Here is an 18043-nt window from a genome sequence, read left to right on the forward strand (position 1 = left end):
CGCCTCCGTCACCACGCGATCGCGTACAGCGAGCCGAACGCGTTGTCGAGCGCCCGGCGCACCGCCGGCGAGTGCTGGTAGATCGCGATGAACTTGCGGATGCGCGCGTCGTTCACGCTCTCCGGCCGCACGACCCACTGGATCGCGAAGTTCTTGTTCTCGGTGCCGTCGAACAGCAGTGCGCTGTTCGGGTCCGTCGTGCCGGCGAGCTTGATGAAGCTCGGGTAGCCCTGCGCGAGATCGACGTCGTCGAGCGAGCGGGCGAGCTGCGATGCCTCGAGCGGGATGATCTTCAGGTGCTTCGGATTGGACACGATGTCGTGCGTCGTCGCACGATAGTCGGCGCCCGGCTTCAGCGTGATGAGTCCTGCGCGCTGCAGCAGCAACAGCCCGCGCCCGCCGTTCACGGGATCGTTCGCGATCGCGACGCGCGCGCCGTCTTTCAACTCGTCGAAGCGCTTCACCTTTTTCGAATAGAGGCCGATCTTCATGATCGTGCCGGGCGCGATCGATACGAAGTCGTAGCCTCCCTGCTTCTTCGCGTTCTCGAGAAACGGAATGTGCTGGAAGTAGTTGACGTCGATATCCTTGTTCGCCAGCGCCGCGTTCGGCGTATTCCAGTCGGTGAACTCGACGATCCGCACGTCGAGGCCCTGCGCCTTCGCCTCCTTCGCGGCGATCTTCAGCGCATCGATCTGCGGGCTCGTCGAAATGCCGACCTTCAGCGGCGCGGTGTCGGCGCGTGCGCCGTTCAGCATCACGACGCCGAGCAACGCGGCAGCGAGCAGGCGGGCCACGCGGCCGGAGGAAAAGCGGGCGGAAAAAACGGCATGCAGCATGGGAACCACTCTCCTGTCCAAAGACGGTATCGACGGATGAGCGACGCCGCGGCGAACGCGCGGGCGTTCTCCGGACGGTCGTCGTCGCATCGGAAAAGGATCAGCCGATGATAGAGAGCGGCAGGAAGGCGGTCTACGAAGCGATTGTGCGAAGAAAATCGCGCGCAGCGATATGGCGCGCGATCCGCCGGGGCGGCGGCCCGGCCGGCCAGTTGGCCGAAATCTCGGCCTGGCGGGCCGGCGAATTCCGAAATCTCGGCCAACCGGTGGCGGCCGGCCTTTCCGCAGACGAAACAAATCCCTTATGAATCAATGCTTTGAAAATATTCCGGCAGGCCGAAATTCTGGCACAGGGGTTGCATAACAGACGGCACACGATGCCGCGAAGCCATGCAGGCATTCCAACATCCGGAGACACGTCTTGCAGACCTCAATTCCTACCCAAACCCGTCCCGAGCCGATTGCCGAAGCCGGTCCCGCCACGCGCGAGCGCTTCTGGCCCGAAGGCTGGTGGAAGCTGATGGAAATCCGCATCGGCATCATCCCGCTGCCGGTCTACGTGATCCTGTTCGCGCTGATCGTCGGCTTCGCGGTGACGGGCAAGGTGCCCGGCGAAATCTCGATGGCGATCGCCGTGCTCGCGTTCTTCGGCTTCACCTGCGCCGAGCTCGGCAAGCGCCTGCCGCTGTTGCGCAACATCGGCGCGGCCGCGATCTTCGCGACCTTCGTGCCGTCGGCGCTCACCTACTATCACGTGCTGCCGAAGCCGGTGCTGAACCTCACCGTCGAGTTCACGAAGTCGACGAACTTCCTGTACCTGTTCATCGCGTCGATCATCGTCGGCAGCATCCTGAGCATGGACCGGCGCGTGCTGATCCAGGGCTTCGTGAAGATCTTCATTCCGCTCGCCGCCGGTTCGGTCGCCGCCGCGATCGTCGGCACGGCGGTCGGCACCGCGCTCGGCCTCGGCGCGCGCCACACGCTCCTTTACATCGTCGTGCCGATCATGGCGGGCGGCGTCGGTGAAGGTGCGATTCCGCTGTCGATCGGCTATTCGGAACTGATGCATCTGCCGCAAGGCGAGATGTTCGCGATGGTCCTGCCGCCGGTGATGCTCGGCAGCCTGACCGCGATCATCCTGTCGGGCGCGCTCGACATGCTCGGCAAGCGCCTGCCGCACCTGACCGGCAACGGCCGCCTGCAGGTCGGCGAAAGCGGCGACATGACGCCGGAAAGCGAGGAAATCCGCGGCCACGTCGACGTCACGCACATCGCGGGCGCCGGCATCACGGCGATCACGCTGTATCTCGTCGGCCTGATGGCGCACAAGCTGTTCGGCCTGCCCGCGCCGGTCGCGATGCTGTTCCTCGCGGTGCTGGTGAAACTCGCGCGCGCGGTGTCGCCGCCGCTGCAGGAAGGCGCGTTCGTCGTCTACAAGTTCTTCTCGACCGCCGTCACGTATCCGCTGCTGTTCGCGATCGGCGTCGCGATGACGCCGTGGGACAAGCTGACTGCCGCCTTCACGATCGTCAACGTCGTCACGATCGTGTCGACCGTCGCGACGCTGATGGGCACGGGTTTCGTGGTCGGCCGCCTGCTGAAGATGTACCCTATCGACACCGCAATCGTGAACGCCTGCCACAGCGGGCAAGGCGGCACCGGCGACGTCGCGATCCTGACCGCCGCGAACCGGATGCAGCTGATGCCGTTCGCGCAGATCGCGACGCGCATCGGCGGCGCGATCGTCGTCACGGTGACGCTGATCCTCGTCGCGCACTTCGGTTGACACGCCGCTGCGCGCACCGTCGCGCAGGCTGCTTCGCACGCGCCGCCGCCGGCCTTGCCGGCGCGCGGCGCGTGTCGTTGCGGAGGGCCGGTTGCGGAGGGCCGGTTGCGGACGGCCGGTTGCGGACGGCCGGTTGCGGACGGCCGGTTGCGGACGACCGGTAGCGGGCTTCGATGAGGGCGAACGTGCAGAAAAGCTTCAAGGGAATCCCGTGGTGGGGATGGGCGTCGGCCGCCGTGCTGTACGTCGGCGTGGCGGGCGCGGCCGTCGATTTCGCGTGGGAGCGTGCGATCGATGCGCTCGAGGAAACCGGCGCGCATCGGCTCGACCTGTACGCGTCGAGCCTGAAGAGCGAACTCGGCCGCTTCGAGATCCTGCCCGGACTCGTCGCCCGCCAGGACGGCGTGCGCGCGCTGCTGCGGGCCGCGCCGCAAGACCGGCCCGCGCTCGCGCATTCCGTCAACACGTATCTCGAAGCCGTGAACCGCGATGCGGGCAGCGGCGCCGTCGACGTCATCGATCTGCACGGCGAAGTGATTGCCGCCAGCAACTGGAACGAGACGATCAGCTTCGTCGGCACCAACGTGTCGTACCGCCCTTACTTCAAGGACGCTTTGGCACACGGCAGCGGCCGCTTCTTCGGCATCGGCACGAACACCGGCGTGCCGGGCGTCTACTTCGCGAGCGCGGTGCGCGACGACGGCGTGCCGATCGGCGCGGCCGCCGTGAAGATCAGCGTCGATTCGCTGGAGTCCGCGTGGCGCGCGCCGGGTGTCGCCGCGATGGTGGTCGACGGCAACGGCGTGGTCGTGATCTCGACCGAGCCCGCGTGGAAGTTCACCGCGCTGCGCCCGATCACCGCACAGCAGCAGCGCGACATTCAGGCATCGCGACAATACGCGGGGCGCACGGTGGACGTGCTGCCGTACCGCCATATCGGCGACCGCAGCGCCGCCGCGTGGTTCGGCACGTTTCCGGATCCGCGTCACGCCGGCCGCAACACGCGCTACCTGGTGATGTCGCGCCCCGCGCCGCAGGCCGGCGATTCGTTGATGGTGCTGCTCGACATCGCCGGCGCGCGGCGTCAGCAGCAGACGGCATTCGCGTTCGTCACCGGCGCATTCCTGATCGTCGCGCTGCTGGTCGGCTATGCGATCCAGCGCCGTCGGGCAATCCTTGCGCGGCTGAACGCGCAGGACGCGCTGCGCCGCGCGAACGACCGGCTCGAGCTGACCGTCGCGCAGCGCACGGCCGCGCTGACGGCCGCGAACGAGCGGATGCAGCGTGAGATCGTCGAGCGCGAGCGCACCGAGCAGCGGCTGCGCGATTCGCAGCAGGAAGTCGTGCACGCGGGCAAGCTCGCGGTGCTCGGGCAGATGGCGGCCGGTCTCACGCACGAGCTGAACCAGCCGCTCGTCGCGATCCGCACGCTGTGCGACAACGCGCGTACGTTCTTCGAGCGCGGGCAGCCGGCGCCGGCGTATGCGAACCTCGAACGGATCGGCAAGCTCGTGGACAGCATGGCCGTGCTCACCGGCGAATTGAAGACGTTCGCGCGCAAGCCCGACGTCGAGCGCGTCGCCGTATCGCTGAACGAAGCCGTCGCGCATGCGCGGCTCATCTACGATGCGCGGATCCGCGACGAAGGCGTGCAGCTCGACGTGAACATCGCGCCGGGCACGACGGTATCCGCCGAATCGAGCCAGTTGCAGCAGGTGATCGTGAACCTGCTCGGCAACGCGCTCGACGCGGTGCACGACGCGCCCGTGCGGCGCATCGTCATCGAGGCCGTCGAAGTCGTGGAAATGAAGGATGCGAAAAATGCGGACGATGCACACACTGCCGGCCGCGTGCGTTTCACCGTCGCCGACAGCGGCGCCGGCATCGCGCCCGACGTGCTGCCGCATCTGTTCGAGCCGTTCGTCACGACCAAGCCGCGCGGCCAGGGGCTCGGGCTCGGCCTCGCGATCACGTCGCGCATCGTCGAAGCCTTCGGCGCGAAGATTACCGCGACGAACCGCGACACGGGCGGCGCGCAGTTCACCATCGAATTCGCGGCGGCGACGCCGCAACAAAGGACAGAGCATGGAAGATGAAATTCGCGTGCTGGTCGTCGAGGACGATGAAAACGTCCGCATCGGCGTCGAGCAGGCCGTCGCGCTCGCCGGGTTCCCGGTCGACGCGTTCGCGTCGGCGGCGGACGCGCTCGCGCACGTCGCGCCCGGCGCACCCGTCGTGATCGTGTCGGACGTACGGATGCCGGGCATCGACGGGCTGCAGCTGCTCGAACGCGTGATGGCCGTCGACGCGCAGATTCCCGTCGTGCTGATCAGCGGTCACGCCGACATTTCGACGGCTGTCGGCGCGATGCACGACGGTGCGTACGACTTCATCGAGAAGCCGTTTTCGTCGGACGTAATCGCGGGGCGCGTCGCGCGCGCGGTCGAGAAGCGCCGGCTGACGCTCGAGGTGCAGGGGCTGCGTGCCGCACTCGACAACTGGCAGGGCATCGAGGCGCTGGTGCTCGGCAAGTCGCCGGCGATGGCCGATGTGCGCAAGAAGATCCTGCGCCTCGCCGATACGTCGGTGTCGGTGCTGATCACCGGCGAGACGGGCACCGGCAAGGAGTTGATCGCGCGCAGCCTGCACGACTTCGGCGGCCGGCGCGATGCGCATTTCGTCGCGCTGAATTGCGGCGGCCTGCCCGAGCAGGTATTCGAGAGCGAGTTGTTCGGTCACGAGGCCGGCGCGTTCACGGGTGCGATCAAGAAGCGCATCGGCAAGATCGAATGGGCACATGGCGGCACGCTGTTTCTCGACGAAATCGAAACGATGCCGATTCCGCTGCAGGTGAAGATGCTGCGCGTGCTGCAGGAACGCGTGGTCGAACGGCTCGGCGCGAACGAGTTGATTCCGGTCGATTGCCGCGTCGTTGCCGCGTCGAAGGCCGATCTCGCGGAACTGGCCGCCGATGGGCGTTTTCGCGCGGACTTGCTGTATCGACTCAACGTCGCGCAGATCGAGTTGCCGCCGCTGCGCGAGCGGCGCGAGGACGTGCCGCTGCTGTTCGAGCACTTCGTGCTCGCGGCCGCGCGGCGCTTCGGGCAGCCGGCGCCGGTCGTCACCGCTGCACAGGTGTCCGAACTGATGACGCACGCATGGCCCGGCAACGTGCGTGAACTGCAGAACGTGGCCGATCGCTTCGTGCTCGGCCTGACCGGCGACAGCCTGCTGTCGTCGGGCGGCGAACCGGCGGCGGGCGGCACGCTTGCCGAGCAGATGGCGTATTTCGAGCGGATGCTGATCGAGGACATGCTGCGGCGTCACAACGGTAACGTTGCGGACGCAAGCGTCGCGCTCGGCATGCCGAAGAAGACGCTTTATCACAAGCTGCGCAATCTGCGGATTCCCGCGCGCGGCGATGCGGGGGCTGACGGAAGCGAGACATGACGCGTGCGGCATCGGCGTCATGCGCGTGCCGGCCGTGCGGCAGAGTCGTCATCGCTGCCGCACGCGGATCGAGATCAAACGCAGCGTGAAACCGCGGCTGATACGCGAACGAGGATAGTACAGGGATGGATCGCATCAACATAACCGAAGGATGCCGGATCGACGGCTTCCTCATCAGGGGAATCACGCACGCGCACAAGACGTTCAGGCCAAGCGACTGGCCCGAACGGCTCGCGGGTGTCATCACGCTGTTCGTCGGCGAGAAGCGACCAAGCTGCCGGAGCGCGCTGACGCGGCTCGCAACGCCGGTCGTCGTCGACGGCGCCAAGTGCCTGGTCGTGTCGTGCGAGTTGTAGGACGTATGCCCCGACGCATTCGAATTCGCAATGCAGTTCGCGCGCGACAACGACCTGCCGGTCGATGCGTATCGTTACTGAAATGTGACGCTGAAATTCGCATCGGCCGCTACCGTGCCGGCGCGCAATGCCCCGCCGGTCCGCACGTAATACGCCTGCAACGGCAGGACCACGGTGCCGCCCACCGGCGTTCCCATCGAGAACGTGTTGTTCCTGCCAAAGGTTACATCCGTATTGGTCGTCGTGTTTCGGATCCGGAGCGCGAGACCGTTCGCCGTGCTGGTGCTTTTCAATGCCAGATTCGGCATCACCGGTGGCCGAACTGATCTCGCAGCTATCGCTCACAACCGAGCCAGTGAAATTGATCGTGCCATCCAGCGTGTCAGCGGCCATGGCTGCTGACGCGAACGCCGACATGACCCACCGTGCCAAAAATAGCTTTCCCGGGTTCAGCAGTGACATGCCTGCCATGCATGCGAAGCATGCTGTTCGCGTGGAACGATGAAATCGTCTGCGCTTTCCGGTCGCCAGCAACGCGAACTTCAGGGCTGCGGACGATCAGAGGCGAATCACGCCACTGACCCACGTCATCGCCTTCGCCGGGTTGCCCGGGCCTCCCGTCGTCCGCATCGCGTAAGAGAGGCTGACGGTTGCGCGCTTGCCGATCGCGTATTCGATTCCGGCTCCGGCGCCGGCCAGCGTCAATGAGAGCTTGCGCCTCGAGAACTTTTGGACGGTAGCGTGCGCATGATCGTAGAAGACGCTGATGCCGAGGCCCGGAACCGCTGGCACGCCCGCATGCACCGTGGCCGACGCGATGTAGCCCGAATCGGCGCTGAACATGTCGTTGTCGTAGGCACGCACCGCATACGGGCCGCCGAGCGACATTTTTTCCGAGCCGTCGAGATTGCGGGTCGTCTGTTGCGCATTGAGCGAGAGATGGACGCGCGTGCGTGCGGACAGTCGCTGATGAAAGTCGAATTGCTGGGTCGTCTTGGCGTAGCGGCCACGCGTGCCAGCGCCATTCCAGTCATCTTCGTTCGCCAGGCTGCCACCGGTGACGCCCACGCGATAAGAGACGATGTTCTGGTTTCCTGACCATGCGCCGTATCGCGAACCAGACAGTTGAACGGTCATCGCACGTGCGCTGCGCGGATTTTCGACGTCGAGCGTCCGGTCGGACAGCCGCTTGAATTCGGCTGTGGTTTCGACATCAAGCGTATGGCGCAGCGTTCGCAACAGCGGGAATGTGCCGTACACGCTGAACAGCGTTGCATGACCGCCGGTGCCGCTGTCGCGATACTGTTCGCCGCCAACGGTATAGTCGACGCGCGTGAGCGCCGCTCCCAGCCGCATGCCGCGCGAACCGACAGGAGCGTCGTAGGAGAGGCGTCCGACTATCGTGTTGCCGCCGTCGCTGTCGTGACCGCGCTGCAGGAAGTCGGGCGAGAAAAACGCGATGCCTTGAAGACGATCGCCCAACCCCAACGGACCGTTGATGCCGAGCTGGACGCCGATCCGGTTGCGGCCGGTGGTACGCTGACCGGAATTGTCTGCGACAAAGGCACCAGTCAGCCGCTCGCCGGCGTCGACGTCGATCGACATGGCCGTGCCGCCCGGCATTCGGCCGGGCGACAGCTCCGGCGTAATCGTCCCGACGCCCGGCAAGTCGCCGAGGCGGCCGAACTGGTCTTGCATCCGTCGCACGTCACCGTCGCGATCGAGGCCCGCGCCGAGATAGCGTTCGATGACCGAATCGCGCACCAGCGAGCGGTTCCGCCTCAGTGTTGCTGATTCGAGCTTGCCTTGCATCACGGCGAGATGCACGACGTCATCGACGATATCCTGCTCGGGCAAGTAAGCATACGAAATCGATTCGCCGTGATCGAGCAACACGCGCGTGACCTCGATCGCGACGTCGCGCAGTTGCGCGAACGTCATCGCGCGCTCGCGGTAGGGCGCAACCACGGCGTCCACCGCCTCCCGCACGCGTTCCGGGGCGTGGTCCACGACGATGCGGGCGACGTGCAGCCGAATCGCGTCGTTCGCGTCCGACGTGTGCTCGGAAGGCCGGCGTTCGATCAACGGCACGTCGGCGCGATGCGGATCGTCCTGCAGTGAGGGAAGTGGATGGTTGCGCAGGATCGAGCCGGTGGAGGGCAACGGGCCGTGCACGTCGCCCGCCTGCGCCGGCAACGGACCGGCGTGGGCGACGAATGGCTGGAGGGCGGCGCACGACAACGCGCCGAGCGTGACTGCGCGAAAGCTTGGGACAAACATGAGGAGCAGGGAGAGCCGCGGCGCGTCGAGGTCGATCGTAATCGACGCGCCACGGCATGCAGTGTTGGAACAAGAGAAACGCCCGGCCGGAGCCGGGCGCTCGAACGGAACGGATTGCGCCAGCGCGGTGCCGCGTCTGAAGCTGCAAACGTCAAGCGCGCCCCGTCACGCGGGCATCGCGGTGATGCTTACGCCTCTTCCGCCGGGCGGATCTGCGCGGACTGCGCCGGATACGTGACCCGGACCGCGCCGTCACGGCTGTAGACCGCGCCGAGGGTCGGTGCGGTGTCCGCCGAGACCGAGACGTCGCGCGTAGCGTAAATGCTCAGACGATTCGAGCCGTTCCCGCTGCCGACGGCCGTGACGCTCTTGCCGTGGAGGGTGCTCGAACCGCCTTGCGCCCACAGGCCTCCCGTGAAGCGAATGTCGCCGTCGCTCGTGACACGAAGGTCGCCGCCGGAATGCGCGGCAACGAGGTCGACACTGTGCACGCCATGGACCGAAATGCCGCCCCAGCCGATGATCACCGGAGCGGGTAGTCCGGAATCGCGAGCCGCCACGACTTCACCGCCTCGCACACTCACCGCACCGTTCGCCACGAGCGGGCCCGAATAGCGGACGCGTCCGTCGCTGTTGAGCGTCAGTGCGCCTCGAGTCGCCTCCGCGCGGCGAACGCTCAAGCCGCTCTTGCCATCCAGCGTCGCGTCGCGTTGCGCGACGACCGATGCGACATCGAGTTGCTCGTCTGCGGCGAGCGCGACCGACTGGCCGCTGACGTTGCCGAGCGTAGCGTTGCCCTTCGCGGCGACACGCACGTCATTGGAGCTGGAAATACGCGCGCGTGCCGGCAGGCCCTGTGTGTCACCGTCGCGAACGACCGCAGCCGTGACGTTACTTCCGCTGATGTCCACCGGACCACGGATGGACAGGTCGCTGCCGATATGCACATCGCCGTCGCTCGCGAGCGTCAGGGACGATGCATTCGTCTGCCCGGCGTCGACGCCGCGCGCTCCGTCGATCGACGCACCTGATTTCGCGTCGAGACGCGCGTAGGCGGCCTTGCCATCCGTCGACCGCAACGCAACGCTATTCCCCGACACATTGCCGAGGGATGCATCGCCCCGTGCCACCACATCGACGTTGCCGCTGGCGTCGAGTGTATCCGCGACGAGCGTCCCCGCGCTGCGCAGGGTCAGGTCGCTGCGCGATTTCGCGCGTCCGATCGTCGTGTCGCCAGCCAGCGACAGATGTGCGCCATTCGCATCGATGTCGACGTGTTTCAGCGTGTGAGAGCCGCGAGAGAAGTCGATCTGGCCACCGGACAAGCTTGCCGTGCCGGCGCTCAACGCCGCGCGATCGGTGGTTTGCGCGCGGGCATACCCGTCGACGTCGAGCCGCGACGCGCCGACGACGCCGTCCAGCGTGATGTCATTGGCGGCGAGCGCCACGCTATCCGCTTGCGTGGTGTCGCCCAGCTTGATCGAATTGCCCCACACGGTGAGCTGCTTGCCGTTGAAGCCGCTGCTCAGGTCGACATCCGCGGTGCCCGCCAACGACAAGGCGGACGCATTGACGGCGCCGAGCGCGGACACCGTGCCTTGCGCCAGGATCCACAGATTCTGCTCGCCTGCCGCCTTGAGGAAGCCGCTGCTGACGGACCCCTTGCCGCCGGCCAGCGTCGACATGGCCTCGGCGTCGGGCGCGCGGTTCAGCACATACCCGGCTTGGGCATTTTGAGCGCTCAGCATGATCGCGTCGGCCGCGAAGGTCGGCAGCCCCGCGTTTGCCGCGGCCGTCAGCACGTTGTCGGCGACGATATCGACGAAACCTGCCTTGAGGGTCGCGTCGCCGAACGTCACGTGTCCGGCCGCCCCCGCTTGCGGGCGCGTCTGCAGCTTGATCGAATCCTGTCCGCCTGCCGTGTCGAAGCGCGCGCCATCCGCGATCCGGATGCCTTGCGCCGAAACCTCGATCGAACGCTCCGGGCCGTTCGCGTTCGAGCCGGTCAGGCGCATATCTCCGCCCGCCGTCACCGTGCCGCTGCCCTCGCTCGCAATGCGGATCCCGCGCAGTTGCCCCATGCCACCGGCCTCGATCTTGCCGGTCTGATTCACGACGGCACGCGTGAGAGCGTCGCGCGCCCACGCGCTGAGCATCACGTCGCCATTGTCACTGATGATCATCCCGCCGTTTTCGACCAGCGCCTGCAGGCTTCCGCGCGTGAGCTTCACCTGCAGCCCGTTGCCGGCGAACGAGAGCGACACGCCGTCGGCCGCCGCGAGCGCGACGCTGCCGCGCTGGCTGTGAATCGTGCCGCGGTTCTCGACGCGCGGGCCGAGCAGCGCGACGGATTCGCTGGCGTCGATGCGCCCTTCATTGACGACCTTGGCCTGCGTGTTACCCGAGAAGTTGAGGCGGCCGGCGAGAAAGTCGTCGTTCGACACATTCAGTGACGAAGCGACCAGGCTGCCGACGTTGATCTTCGCCTGGTTGCCGATCAGGATGCCGTTAGGGTTCACGACGAACACGCGGCCTGATGCGTTCAGCGCGCCGAGAATCTGCGTCGGGTCGGCTCCGACGACCCGGTTCAGCATGGCGGCGGTTTTGCTCGGTTGTGCGATGTTCAGCGTCTCGTGTGCCGCGACGTTCATGTCGCTCCAAAGGACCACCATCTTGTCGGTCTTCTGATTGACGGTAGTGACGGCGCCGTCTCTGACGATCGAACCGCTGCCGTGCTGGATGGCACCGGCGCCGACTGCAAGGGCCTGTTGGGCGGCCAGCAGCGACGTTGCGAGCACGATGGGACGCAGGAAAAATCCTGGCATCGCAGGTTGCTTATTCAAGTTTGATCTCCTCACGATGAGAAATGCTGCCTTGCTTTCGGAAGTGACGAAGGCGTTTGCATTATCCTGAGGACACCGATTTTTACTATCAGACTGATACTAAAAGCGTTGTGGACCGGGTGATAAATCTGCCGCCGGCGATTTTCCTGACATCGGCTCCGCCGCGAACATGCCACGACTCAGATCGATCACGAAGGCGGAAGTCACATGTCTCGTTGAGACGATGTCGGGGCACATTCTGCGAATGTGGGAATCCATCCGGGCGTCGCCGCGATGGTGGTCAACCGCAAAGGCGTGATCGCGATCTTGACCGAGCCGCTCGGCCGGGGGCTCAGGCTCGGCCTTGCGATCCCATCGCGCATCGTCAAGCGTTGCGCGATCGTGGTATCGGGCCAGTGATCGCCGAGCGCCGTACCGAACATGGCACTGGCCTTGGCAAATATCGCTGGTCGTCGAACGCGCGCATGCCCGGCTGAATCACTTCCGTCGCCTCCGTATGCATTTCGAGCGCCGCGCCGATATTCACGACTCGTTCCTCAAACTCAGCTGCTGCTTGATCTGCTGGAATACCTCGCAGCGCACTCAGCAGTCTTTTTGAGACCGTCTCCAAGCCATTTGCACCACAGCCACACGGCTTACCGGTACTCGAGTGTCACCGCCATTGCCGCATTTACCGTACCCGTCGTCACCGCAGCATCGGTCTGGATGTACGACACCTCCGTCGGAATCGCATATGAGCCGCCGGTCGTTTTGTCGTACGCATCGATCTTGATTGATTGGCCGAAGTTGACCGGCGCCCCGTTGTCGTCCGCAACGAAAATCTTCACACCGCTCGCAGTCGAGTCTGCGCTGAGCGGCAATACTCCAGGAGCGCCGGCAACGGCACCGCCCACGGGCCGCAATGAATAACCCACTTGGTTGTAGCCCTTAGGGCAGCTATTGACGCGAAGCTGGAAGCGCTGCGTGCCGTGCATCGAGCCAACGGTGTCGAACTTTCTGGCCGTGACGGACGGTAGCGTCACATTCTGACTCGGCACAGAGCATGTGCCTGGCACCGAGGTAATCTTTCCTGCCAATTCCAATTTCCGTACAGTGTTGAACTCCTTAAAGGAAGGCATATAAATGTAGCCGACTGGATTATTGCTATTAAGGCTGCCACCAGTAATCGTGCGACCGTCTGCAACAAGCTGTATTTCAATGAGGTCCTTGAAAAGGATATTGATCGAACTGCGCGCCAATGGCACCCCGTTGACCAGCATCTGCACGCTGATGCCCGTGACGGCCGTGGGGATGAGCGGGCCTGGCAGTGAGGCCCCCCCCCCCAACGGAACGAAGCTCGCCCCCGGTTCAATGAGCGTGCACGTTGGTCTGTTTTTTTCACCGCAAATTGTCGCGGACGAAACAAACTCTCGCAACAATACGGTACCGGCCACTGGCGAGGCCGGCACAGAGTAGCTGCCCGCAAATGCATCGTACGCGTGAGCGACAGAAGGTATCCACGAGCAAAGCACGGCACCCAAGAGGACAGCGCATTTCCGCCAATACACATACATCGTGTTCGCCTCGCGGGCAACCACGTTCGAGAAGGCGCTAATGGCCAGTCGCTTTATCAAGCGTATGGGTCTCAAAGTTTTCCTCATATTCGATTTCCACTACACCACCAAGTAATTAGTGACAGCCACACATTTCCGAACCGGCGCATCGCACGCACATCGTCATATAAGACAACGTTACCGACACCGAACGCTCAGACGCACGTAATACCGCCCGGCTTCCGCCTTCGGTAGTGCATACGGCGCCCGGCACTGCCCATCCTTCCACTTGACTGCCAGCGTTCCCTGCTCTCGATCGAGCAGCACGAGCGCATTGCCGCCCGGATCGACGATGCCCATCTGCTTGCCGGTTTCCTCGTCTTCCAGGCTGGCACCGAACGGCACCGGCTGACCATCCGCCTGTGCCACGTTGAACTGCACGCGCCGTCCGCCGTTCGCCTGGAACACCGCTTCGACCACCGCGCCACGGCGCGGCACCACCTGTTTCGCCGTGTCGATCAATTCCACGTCCGCTCCGACGTTCCGCGTGTCCGGCCTCAGCGTATTGACGCGATAGGGCTGCACGTAGGGCACCACCATGTAACCGTTGCGGCCGATGCTCACGCCGTCGTCGGTTCGCACGTCCACGCCCTTCACACCTTCGACATTCATCAGCGCAAACGTATCGCCTAGCGTCTGGCTCAAATTGACGCCGCCGCGGTGTACGACCAACGCGCCCGTCGCGCCGACGCTGGCCGACTGATAGTTGGGTGCGTAGTTGTAGCTACCCGACAACTGCCCGATGTCTGCGTTGTGCGTCACGCTCGCGCCGGCCGTCGCACCTTGCCCCTGATTCGCATAGCCGGCTTGCGCCGCGTAGGATGTCCGCTCGTTGAAGCTGCCGCTCACGCCCGCCCGCATGTTGGCAGCGCCGGAGCTATCGCGGCTGATGTTCGTATAGACACGCGGTGACCGAACCTGCTTGCCGAGCGGAATCGACAGCGATGCCATGACCTGCGTGTTCGCGCCCGAGTTGCCGTATCGGGTATCGCGCGACTGCGTGAAGCTCAGGTTGTAGCCCAGTTGCTTCCAGTTGTTCCCGTAGCCCATGCTTACACTGCGGCTCGACCCGGACTGGTTCCAGTATGTCTGCTGGCTGACGTTCAGATACACGCTGCCATATTTCCGCTCCGGGCCAAGATCCTGGCTCGTAGTCAGATCGATCCTCGAACGACCGCGCGCTGCCCGAATGCCGCTTGCTCCGTTGACTTCACTGACGTGGTCGCTGAACGTGCGGTAACCCTCGGTCGAATATCGATACGCGGCCAGCGTGAAGTTGGTGTTGGTGCTCGTGAAAGTCTTCGCGTACAAGATGCGCACACTCTGGCCAGTGTTGCGGGCTCCCTGTGCGCGGCTGATGGACTGCGTGACGTCGAGCGAAAGTGCGCCGATCGGCGTATTGGTGCCGACGCCCACGTTGAACGCCTGAAAATCCTTCGCGACCTGAAAGCCGCCCGCGACCGTGCTGTTGTCGGTCAGTCCGTAGACCACCGAACCCGTCGCCAGCATGGGCGACGTTTCCTGGTTGCCTTGATATTGGCCCGCCGAAAAGTTGTATTTCATCCGGCCTTTGCGCAGCATCAGCGGCAGGCTCGAGAAGGCCTGGCGCGTCACGTGCTTGCTGCCATCGGCCTCGGTCACCGTAATCTCCAGGTCGCCGTTGGACCCCGACGGGAAGATGTCGGTCAGTTCAAACGGACCAGGCGGCACGTTCGCGCGGTACAGCACGTAGCCGCTCTGGCGTACCTCCACCATCGCGTTGCTGAATGCCTGCCCGCGAATCACCGGCGCATAGCCGCGCTCACTGTCCGGCAGCATTGCGTCGTCCGAACCGACCTGCACGCCGCGAAAGCGGACGCTGTCGAACAACGTGGAATCGGAATACTGCTCGCCGATAGCAAGCTGGGATTTGAGCGACGTGATATCGCGCTCGACGAGCGTACGGTTGCTTTTGAATTGTGGCTTGCCGCCCATGCCACCGCTGAACGTAGACTCGTTGCGCAAACGCCATGGGCCGATATTGATGCCGTTTTGCAAACCGAGGAAATACGCGTGACTGCCGCCCACGTAGGCGCTGCGGTTGTAGTTCCCGTTGAACTGGTAGTTCACGTAACCAGCCGCCACGCCGGCATCCCACAGCGCGGGATCGACGTAACCACGCGCGGTGCGCGACAGGAATGCCTGCGGGATGCTGAGATCGAGCCGCAAGCGACCAGCGTCGAAATCCACGGCGGCCTGTTCCATCGCATTCGGCACGTTGATACATGCCGAGTCGTTCATGTCAGGCACCGACGCCAACGCGTGCAAGTTGACGCCGAATTCCTGAAGCATTTGTGCAGTCAAGCAAGGCTCGACTCGCCCCTTGTTCTCATCGAGGCGGAAGCTGATATCTCGGCGCGTAACGAGATCGCCGTTGACCTGTACTTCGACGCGATAAGTGCCCGGAGGCACGCTGTTGTCAGCAGCCAGCACCGACGAAAGATCGGTCGGACGGCCTCGATCGTGCAGGAAGTTCGTATTGAACGCCAGGGTCATCGGCGCGGCGTGAGCGACAACCGTATCCGCCGTTTCCGCATGCGCCTTGTTGACGACAGCCAGACATGCCGCGAGATACAGCGGCGTCGCGCGCGGAAAAACGGTGGATGGAATCGGTCCAGCCACGCTGCGCGTCGATGTTTTAAACGGTCGGTCTGGCATCGAGATTAAACTCCGGCGGCGGTTGAGTCAGGCAAAATTTGCCAGAACAAATAGGAATACGAAATATTGTTTGGCGAACAAAAAATGAAATCGGCCGGCGTCAACCGCGTGGCCGCGCTCAGTGCTTGACGGAAGCCGGTGCGGCGTACTGACCGGCAGGCAACGTAACCCGATACGGTTCCCGTCCGCCGAAATCGTTGACGATCTCGTAACGAAGTTCAGGTGCGGCTCCGCTTGCCGGCAATTTGACCGGCATGCTCGTCGACGCACCGGGCGCGACCATCTTGGCGTCGATAACGGGTGCATCCGCGCTTCCCGTGTGCCACTTTGCATCAACGACCGTGACGTGATACTGACCTGAATTCTTCACATGGAGAACTGCCTTGCCCGATTCGCGATCGAGGCGCCACTGGAGATTCCCCGGTGCCTGTTGCGGGTCGCCCTTCAGCTCCGTCGGCCGAAAAAAGACCTTGATCCGCTGACGAACCGCCAGTTGAAGAACGTTGTCACCGGCGGCCGCCTGCGGGATTTCCTGCACATTCAGCCAGAATGCGGATTCCCGATCTGCGGGCAGGCCGACACCCTCGTACAACACGCGAAGCAGTTGCTGCCGATTCGCGGGCACCTTGACAAGCGGCGGCGTTACCGCGAACGGCAACGTCTGGCTGCTGGCGTCGTCGAGCGGGTCGAGCCAGGACTGGATCAAGGCGTCCGCGCCGTCATTGTTGACGACGACGGACGCTTCCTTGTTCTTGCCGTCGAAGATGAGGCGCGTAGCACTCAATGAGATCGCAGCATGTGTCGCGGGCGTAATCAACGCGCACACGAGCGCCACTCCGGCGGCGAGGTATCGTGTTTTCATAGGTAGGAAACCTGCAGAAGTGCAGCGGGGAAGAGCGCCCTGCTGCACGTTGAAGGCGACTCAGAGCCGCCTGAAGGAAACTTACTGGTAGCTCAGCGTGAACGGCAGGCTCGCGTTCGCGATACCGGCCGTGACCTTCGACGGATCCGGTGCCACATAAGCGGCGGCAAAACGCACGTTGATTGCACCGGCTGTCGCCAGTTCGGTCTGCGCCAGCAGATCGCCATTGCTCAGGTCGAATGCATTTGCGCCCGCACCGGTGCCTTCATATACGGCGATGCCGACGTTCTGCGCGTACCCCGGGGCGGTCGTGCCGCTGTTCACGCGAATCGACTTTTTGTCTGCGCTCAATTCCGAAGGCTGGCCCGCAAACTTCATGCTGACCTTCTGGCCGGTCTTACAGGCGATGTTGAAGTTGGCCGTACCCGCCCCGCTCGCCATGAATTTCGGCGCAGCCACAGTACCGACGTCATCGGTCGCGATCGTGCCCATGTTCACGTTGATCGTGCCGGCGTCGCCCGTGATCGAGCTCACCTTGCAAGTATCGTTCACGATCGATCCCTGAAAGTTGATCACGCCGCCGACGGTATCCGCCATCGCGACGGAAGAGAATGCAGCCATCGCAGCGCCAGCGAGAATCATTTTTGCTTTCATCATATTTTCCATATTAATCAGGACACCGAATATGTATGCGCCCATGCTTTAAATGAAAAGGCATCGCACTCCACGCGAAACCTTTGCCTACCCTTCAACGAAAAGGTCTGGTTATTATCTTCATCCGAGGCTCCCAACACCATCAGATTTGTACGAAAAGTCGTTATCCTATGTATTCCCGTTAAACCTCCATCCGGAATAGTATGATCCGGCACCCGCCGAAAGCCGCCCACATTCACACATTGAACGATATGACATCGAACAACGCGTGCTTGGATACGAGCGGGCCTCAATAGGCTACCCTCGGTCCACGCCAGGTACTGCGTCGGGTGCCGTTGGGTAAATCAGCTTGTCGCCACTTTTGAGCGCCCTGCATCGAACCGCTTGAAATATGAAACTCGGGCTGCAACGCACGAGAACGTGCGCCCATGGCACCCATCTGATCATCGATGCGACCCAATGACACGTGCGGGTCTCGGCGAGCTGTGCATAACCTGACGACGTCAGATTTACATCTCTAGATCAGCTCTGACACCAACCGATGGGGCATTGAATTTCCGCATCGGGAATGGCTGATGGAATTGTCGCTATGCAAGCAAATTGAAACAATCGTACTCGGGGCGAATTCCCGGCCTTGGCAGCTCGTACTCGTACGAAAATAGAACGTGTTCCGCAGATCGTTGG

General features: G+C 63.7%; 14 protein-coding genes and 2 pseudogenes. 8 read left to right on the top strand and 8 right to left on the bottom strand.

What is annotated here, in order from left to right; genetic code table 11:
- Nucleotides 1-8 precede the first annotated feature (8 nt).
- On the bottom strand, nucleotides 9-839 hold the full coding sequence (locus HW466_RS04790; protein ID WP_059449050.1) for a MetQ/NlpA family ABC transporter substrate-binding protein: 831 nt from the start codon (nucleotides 837-839) through the stop codon (nucleotides 9-11).
- Nucleotides 840-946: 107 nt separating this feature from the next.
- Here HW466_RS04790 and HW466_RS04795 point away from each other — a divergent pair, with 107 nt between their 5' ends.
- The 5 genes and pseudogenes from HW466_RS04795 (at nucleotide 947) to HW466_RS04815 (ending at nucleotide 6512) form a co-directional block, all read left to right on the top strand.
- Nucleotides 947-1147 (top strand): hypothetical protein, encoded by a 201-nt coding sequence (locus HW466_RS04795; RefSeq protein ID WP_151006226.1) that lies wholly within the window; start codon nucleotides 947-949, stop codon nucleotides 1145-1147.
- Nucleotides 1148-1260: 113 nt separating this feature from the next.
- Nucleotides 1261-2625: a 2-hydroxycarboxylate transporter family protein gene (locus tag HW466_RS04800; RefSeq protein WP_059449049.1), complete on the top strand. Its 1365-nt coding sequence runs from the start codon at nucleotides 1261-1263 to the stop codon at nucleotides 2623-2625.
- Nucleotides 2626-2798: 173 nt separating this feature from the next.
- Nucleotides 2799-4721: a sensor histidine kinase gene (locus HW466_RS04805; protein WP_151003058.1), complete on the top strand. Its 1923-nt coding sequence runs from the start codon at nucleotides 2799-2801 to the stop codon at nucleotides 4719-4721.
- The gene (locus HW466_RS04810; RefSeq protein WP_059772863.1) at nucleotides 4711-6075 is read left to right on the top strand and encodes a sigma-54-dependent transcriptional regulator; all 1365 of its coding nucleotides are present in this window, start codon (nucleotides 4711-4713) and stop codon (nucleotides 6073-6075) included. The genes HW466_RS04805 and HW466_RS04810 overlap by 11 nt, the downstream gene beginning before the upstream one ends.
- A gap of 125 nt (nucleotides 6076-6200) precedes the next feature.
- A pseudogene (locus HW466_RS04815) lies at nucleotides 6201-6512 on the top strand (DUF3579 domain-containing protein).
- Here the strand turns inward: HW466_RS04815 and HW466_RS04820 are convergent.
- The gene (locus HW466_RS04820) at nucleotides 6506-6739 is read right to left on the bottom strand and encodes a fimbrial protein (protein WP_170296604.1); all 234 of its coding nucleotides are present in this window, start codon (nucleotides 6737-6739) and stop codon (nucleotides 6506-6508) included. The pseudogene HW466_RS04815 and the gene HW466_RS04820 sit on opposite strands and share 7 nt — an antisense overlap.
- A 5-nt stretch (nucleotides 6740-6744) precedes the next feature.
- Here HW466_RS04820 and HW466_RS04825 point away from each other — a divergent pair, with 5 nt between their 5' ends.
- Nucleotides 6745-6936: a hypothetical protein gene (locus HW466_RS04825; protein WP_151003062.1), complete on the top strand. Its 192-nt coding sequence runs from the start codon at nucleotides 6745-6747 to the stop codon at nucleotides 6934-6936.
- A gap of 53 nt (nucleotides 6937-6989) precedes the next feature.
- Here the strand turns inward: HW466_RS04825 and HW466_RS04830 are convergent, their stop codons facing one another.
- Together HW466_RS04830 and HW466_RS04835 are read right to left on the bottom strand one after the other, a co-directional pair.
- On the bottom strand, nucleotides 6990-8711 hold the full coding sequence (locus HW466_RS04830) for a ShlB/FhaC/HecB family hemolysin secretion/activation protein (protein WP_151003064.1): 1722 nt from the start codon (nucleotides 8709-8711) through the stop codon (nucleotides 6990-6992).
- A gap of 188 nt (nucleotides 8712-8899) precedes the next feature.
- Nucleotides 8900-11536 (bottom strand): two-partner secretion domain-containing protein, encoded by a 2637-nt coding sequence (locus HW466_RS04835; protein WP_275405502.1) that lies wholly within the window; start codon nucleotides 11534-11536, stop codon nucleotides 8900-8902.
- A gap of 291 nt (nucleotides 11537-11827) precedes the next feature.
- On the opposite strand from HW466_RS04835, the gene HW466_RS32095 reads away from it, so the two are divergent.
- Nucleotides 11828-11953: a hypothetical protein gene (locus HW466_RS32095; RefSeq protein ID WP_275405504.1), complete on the top strand. Its 126-nt coding sequence runs from the start codon at nucleotides 11828-11830 to the stop codon at nucleotides 11951-11953.
- A pseudogene (locus HW466_RS04840) lies at nucleotides 11908-12152 on the top strand (IS5/IS1182 family transposase); the annotation flags it as partial. The gene HW466_RS32095 and the pseudogene HW466_RS04840, both read left to right, overlap by 46 nt.
- A 37-nt stretch (nucleotides 12153-12189) precedes the next feature.
- Here the strand turns inward: HW466_RS04840 and HW466_RS04845 are convergent.
- From HW466_RS04845 to HW466_RS04860, 4 genes are all read right to left on the bottom strand, one after another.
- Nucleotides 12190-12813 (bottom strand): fimbrial protein, encoded by a 624-nt coding sequence (locus tag HW466_RS04845; RefSeq protein ID WP_239005910.1) that lies wholly within the window; start codon nucleotides 12811-12813, stop codon nucleotides 12190-12192.
- A 471-nt stretch (nucleotides 12814-13284) separates the two neighbouring features.
- Nucleotides 13285-15843, bottom strand: a complete 2559-nt coding sequence (locus tag HW466_RS04850) for a fimbria/pilus outer membrane usher protein (RefSeq protein WP_151003070.1) — start codon at nucleotides 15841-15843, stop codon at nucleotides 13285-13287.
- Between the two features lie 118 nt (nucleotides 15844-15961).
- Complete coding sequence (locus tag HW466_RS04855) at nucleotides 15962-16705, bottom strand: fimbrial biogenesis chaperone (protein ID WP_151003072.1); 744 nt, start codon at nucleotides 16703-16705, stop codon at nucleotides 15962-15964.
- 81 nt (nucleotides 16706-16786) lie between these two features.
- Nucleotides 16787-17404: a fimbrial protein gene (locus HW466_RS04860; protein WP_239005890.1), complete on the bottom strand. Its 618-nt coding sequence runs from the start codon at nucleotides 17402-17404 to the stop codon at nucleotides 16787-16789.
- Between the last annotated feature and the right edge of the window lie 639 nt (nucleotides 17405-18043).

The organism is Burkholderia territorii (assembly GCF_902833055.1).
Classification (GTDB): Bacteria; Pseudomonadota; Gammaproteobacteria; order Burkholderiales; family Burkholderiaceae; genus Burkholderia; species Burkholderia territorii.

Coding starts and splice junctions, on each gene's coding strand:
- HW466_RS04790 (WP_059449050.1), bottom strand. CDS start 839: ATGCTGCATGCCGTTTTTTCCGCCCGCTTTTCCTCCGGCCGCGTGGCC.
- HW466_RS04795 (WP_151006226.1), top strand. CDS start 947: ATGATAGAGAGCGGCAGGAAGGCGGTCTACGAAGCGATTGTGCGAAGA.
- HW466_RS04805 (WP_151003058.1), top strand. CDS start 2,799: ATGAGGGCGAACGTGCAGAAAAGCTTCAAGGGAATCCCGTGGTGGGGA.
- HW466_RS04810 (WP_059772863.1), top strand. CDS start 4,711: ATGGAAGATGAAATTCGCGTGCTGGTCGTCGAGGACGATGAAAACGTC.
- HW466_RS04820 (WP_170296604.1), bottom strand. CDS start 6,739: ATGCCGAATCTGGCATTGAAAAGCACCAGCACGGCGAACGGTCTCGCG.
- HW466_RS04830 (WP_151003064.1), bottom strand. CDS start 8,711: ATGTTTGTCCCAAGCTTTCGCGCAGTCACGCTCGGCGCGTTGTCGTGC.
- HW466_RS04835 (WP_275405502.1), bottom strand. CDS start 11,536: ATGCCAGGATTTTTCCTGCGTCCCATCGTGCTCGCAACGTCGCTGCTG.
- HW466_RS32095 (WP_275405504.1), top strand. CDS start 11,828: ATGGTGGTCAACCGCAAAGGCGTGATCGCGATCTTGACCGAGCCGCTC.
- HW466_RS04845 (WP_239005910.1), bottom strand. CDS start 12,813: ATGCTGGTCAACGGGGTGCCATTGGCGCGCAGTTCGATCAATATCCTT.
- HW466_RS04850 (WP_151003070.1), bottom strand. CDS start 15,843: ATGCCAGACCGACCGTTTAAAACATCGACGCGCAGCGTGGCTGGACCG.
- HW466_RS04855 (WP_151003072.1), bottom strand. CDS start 16,705: ATGAAAACACGATACCTCGCCGCCGGAGTGGCGCTCGTGTGCGCGTTG.
- HW466_RS04860 (WP_239005890.1), bottom strand. CDS start 17,404: ATGGGCGCATACATATTCGGTGTCCTGATTAATATGGAAAATATGATG.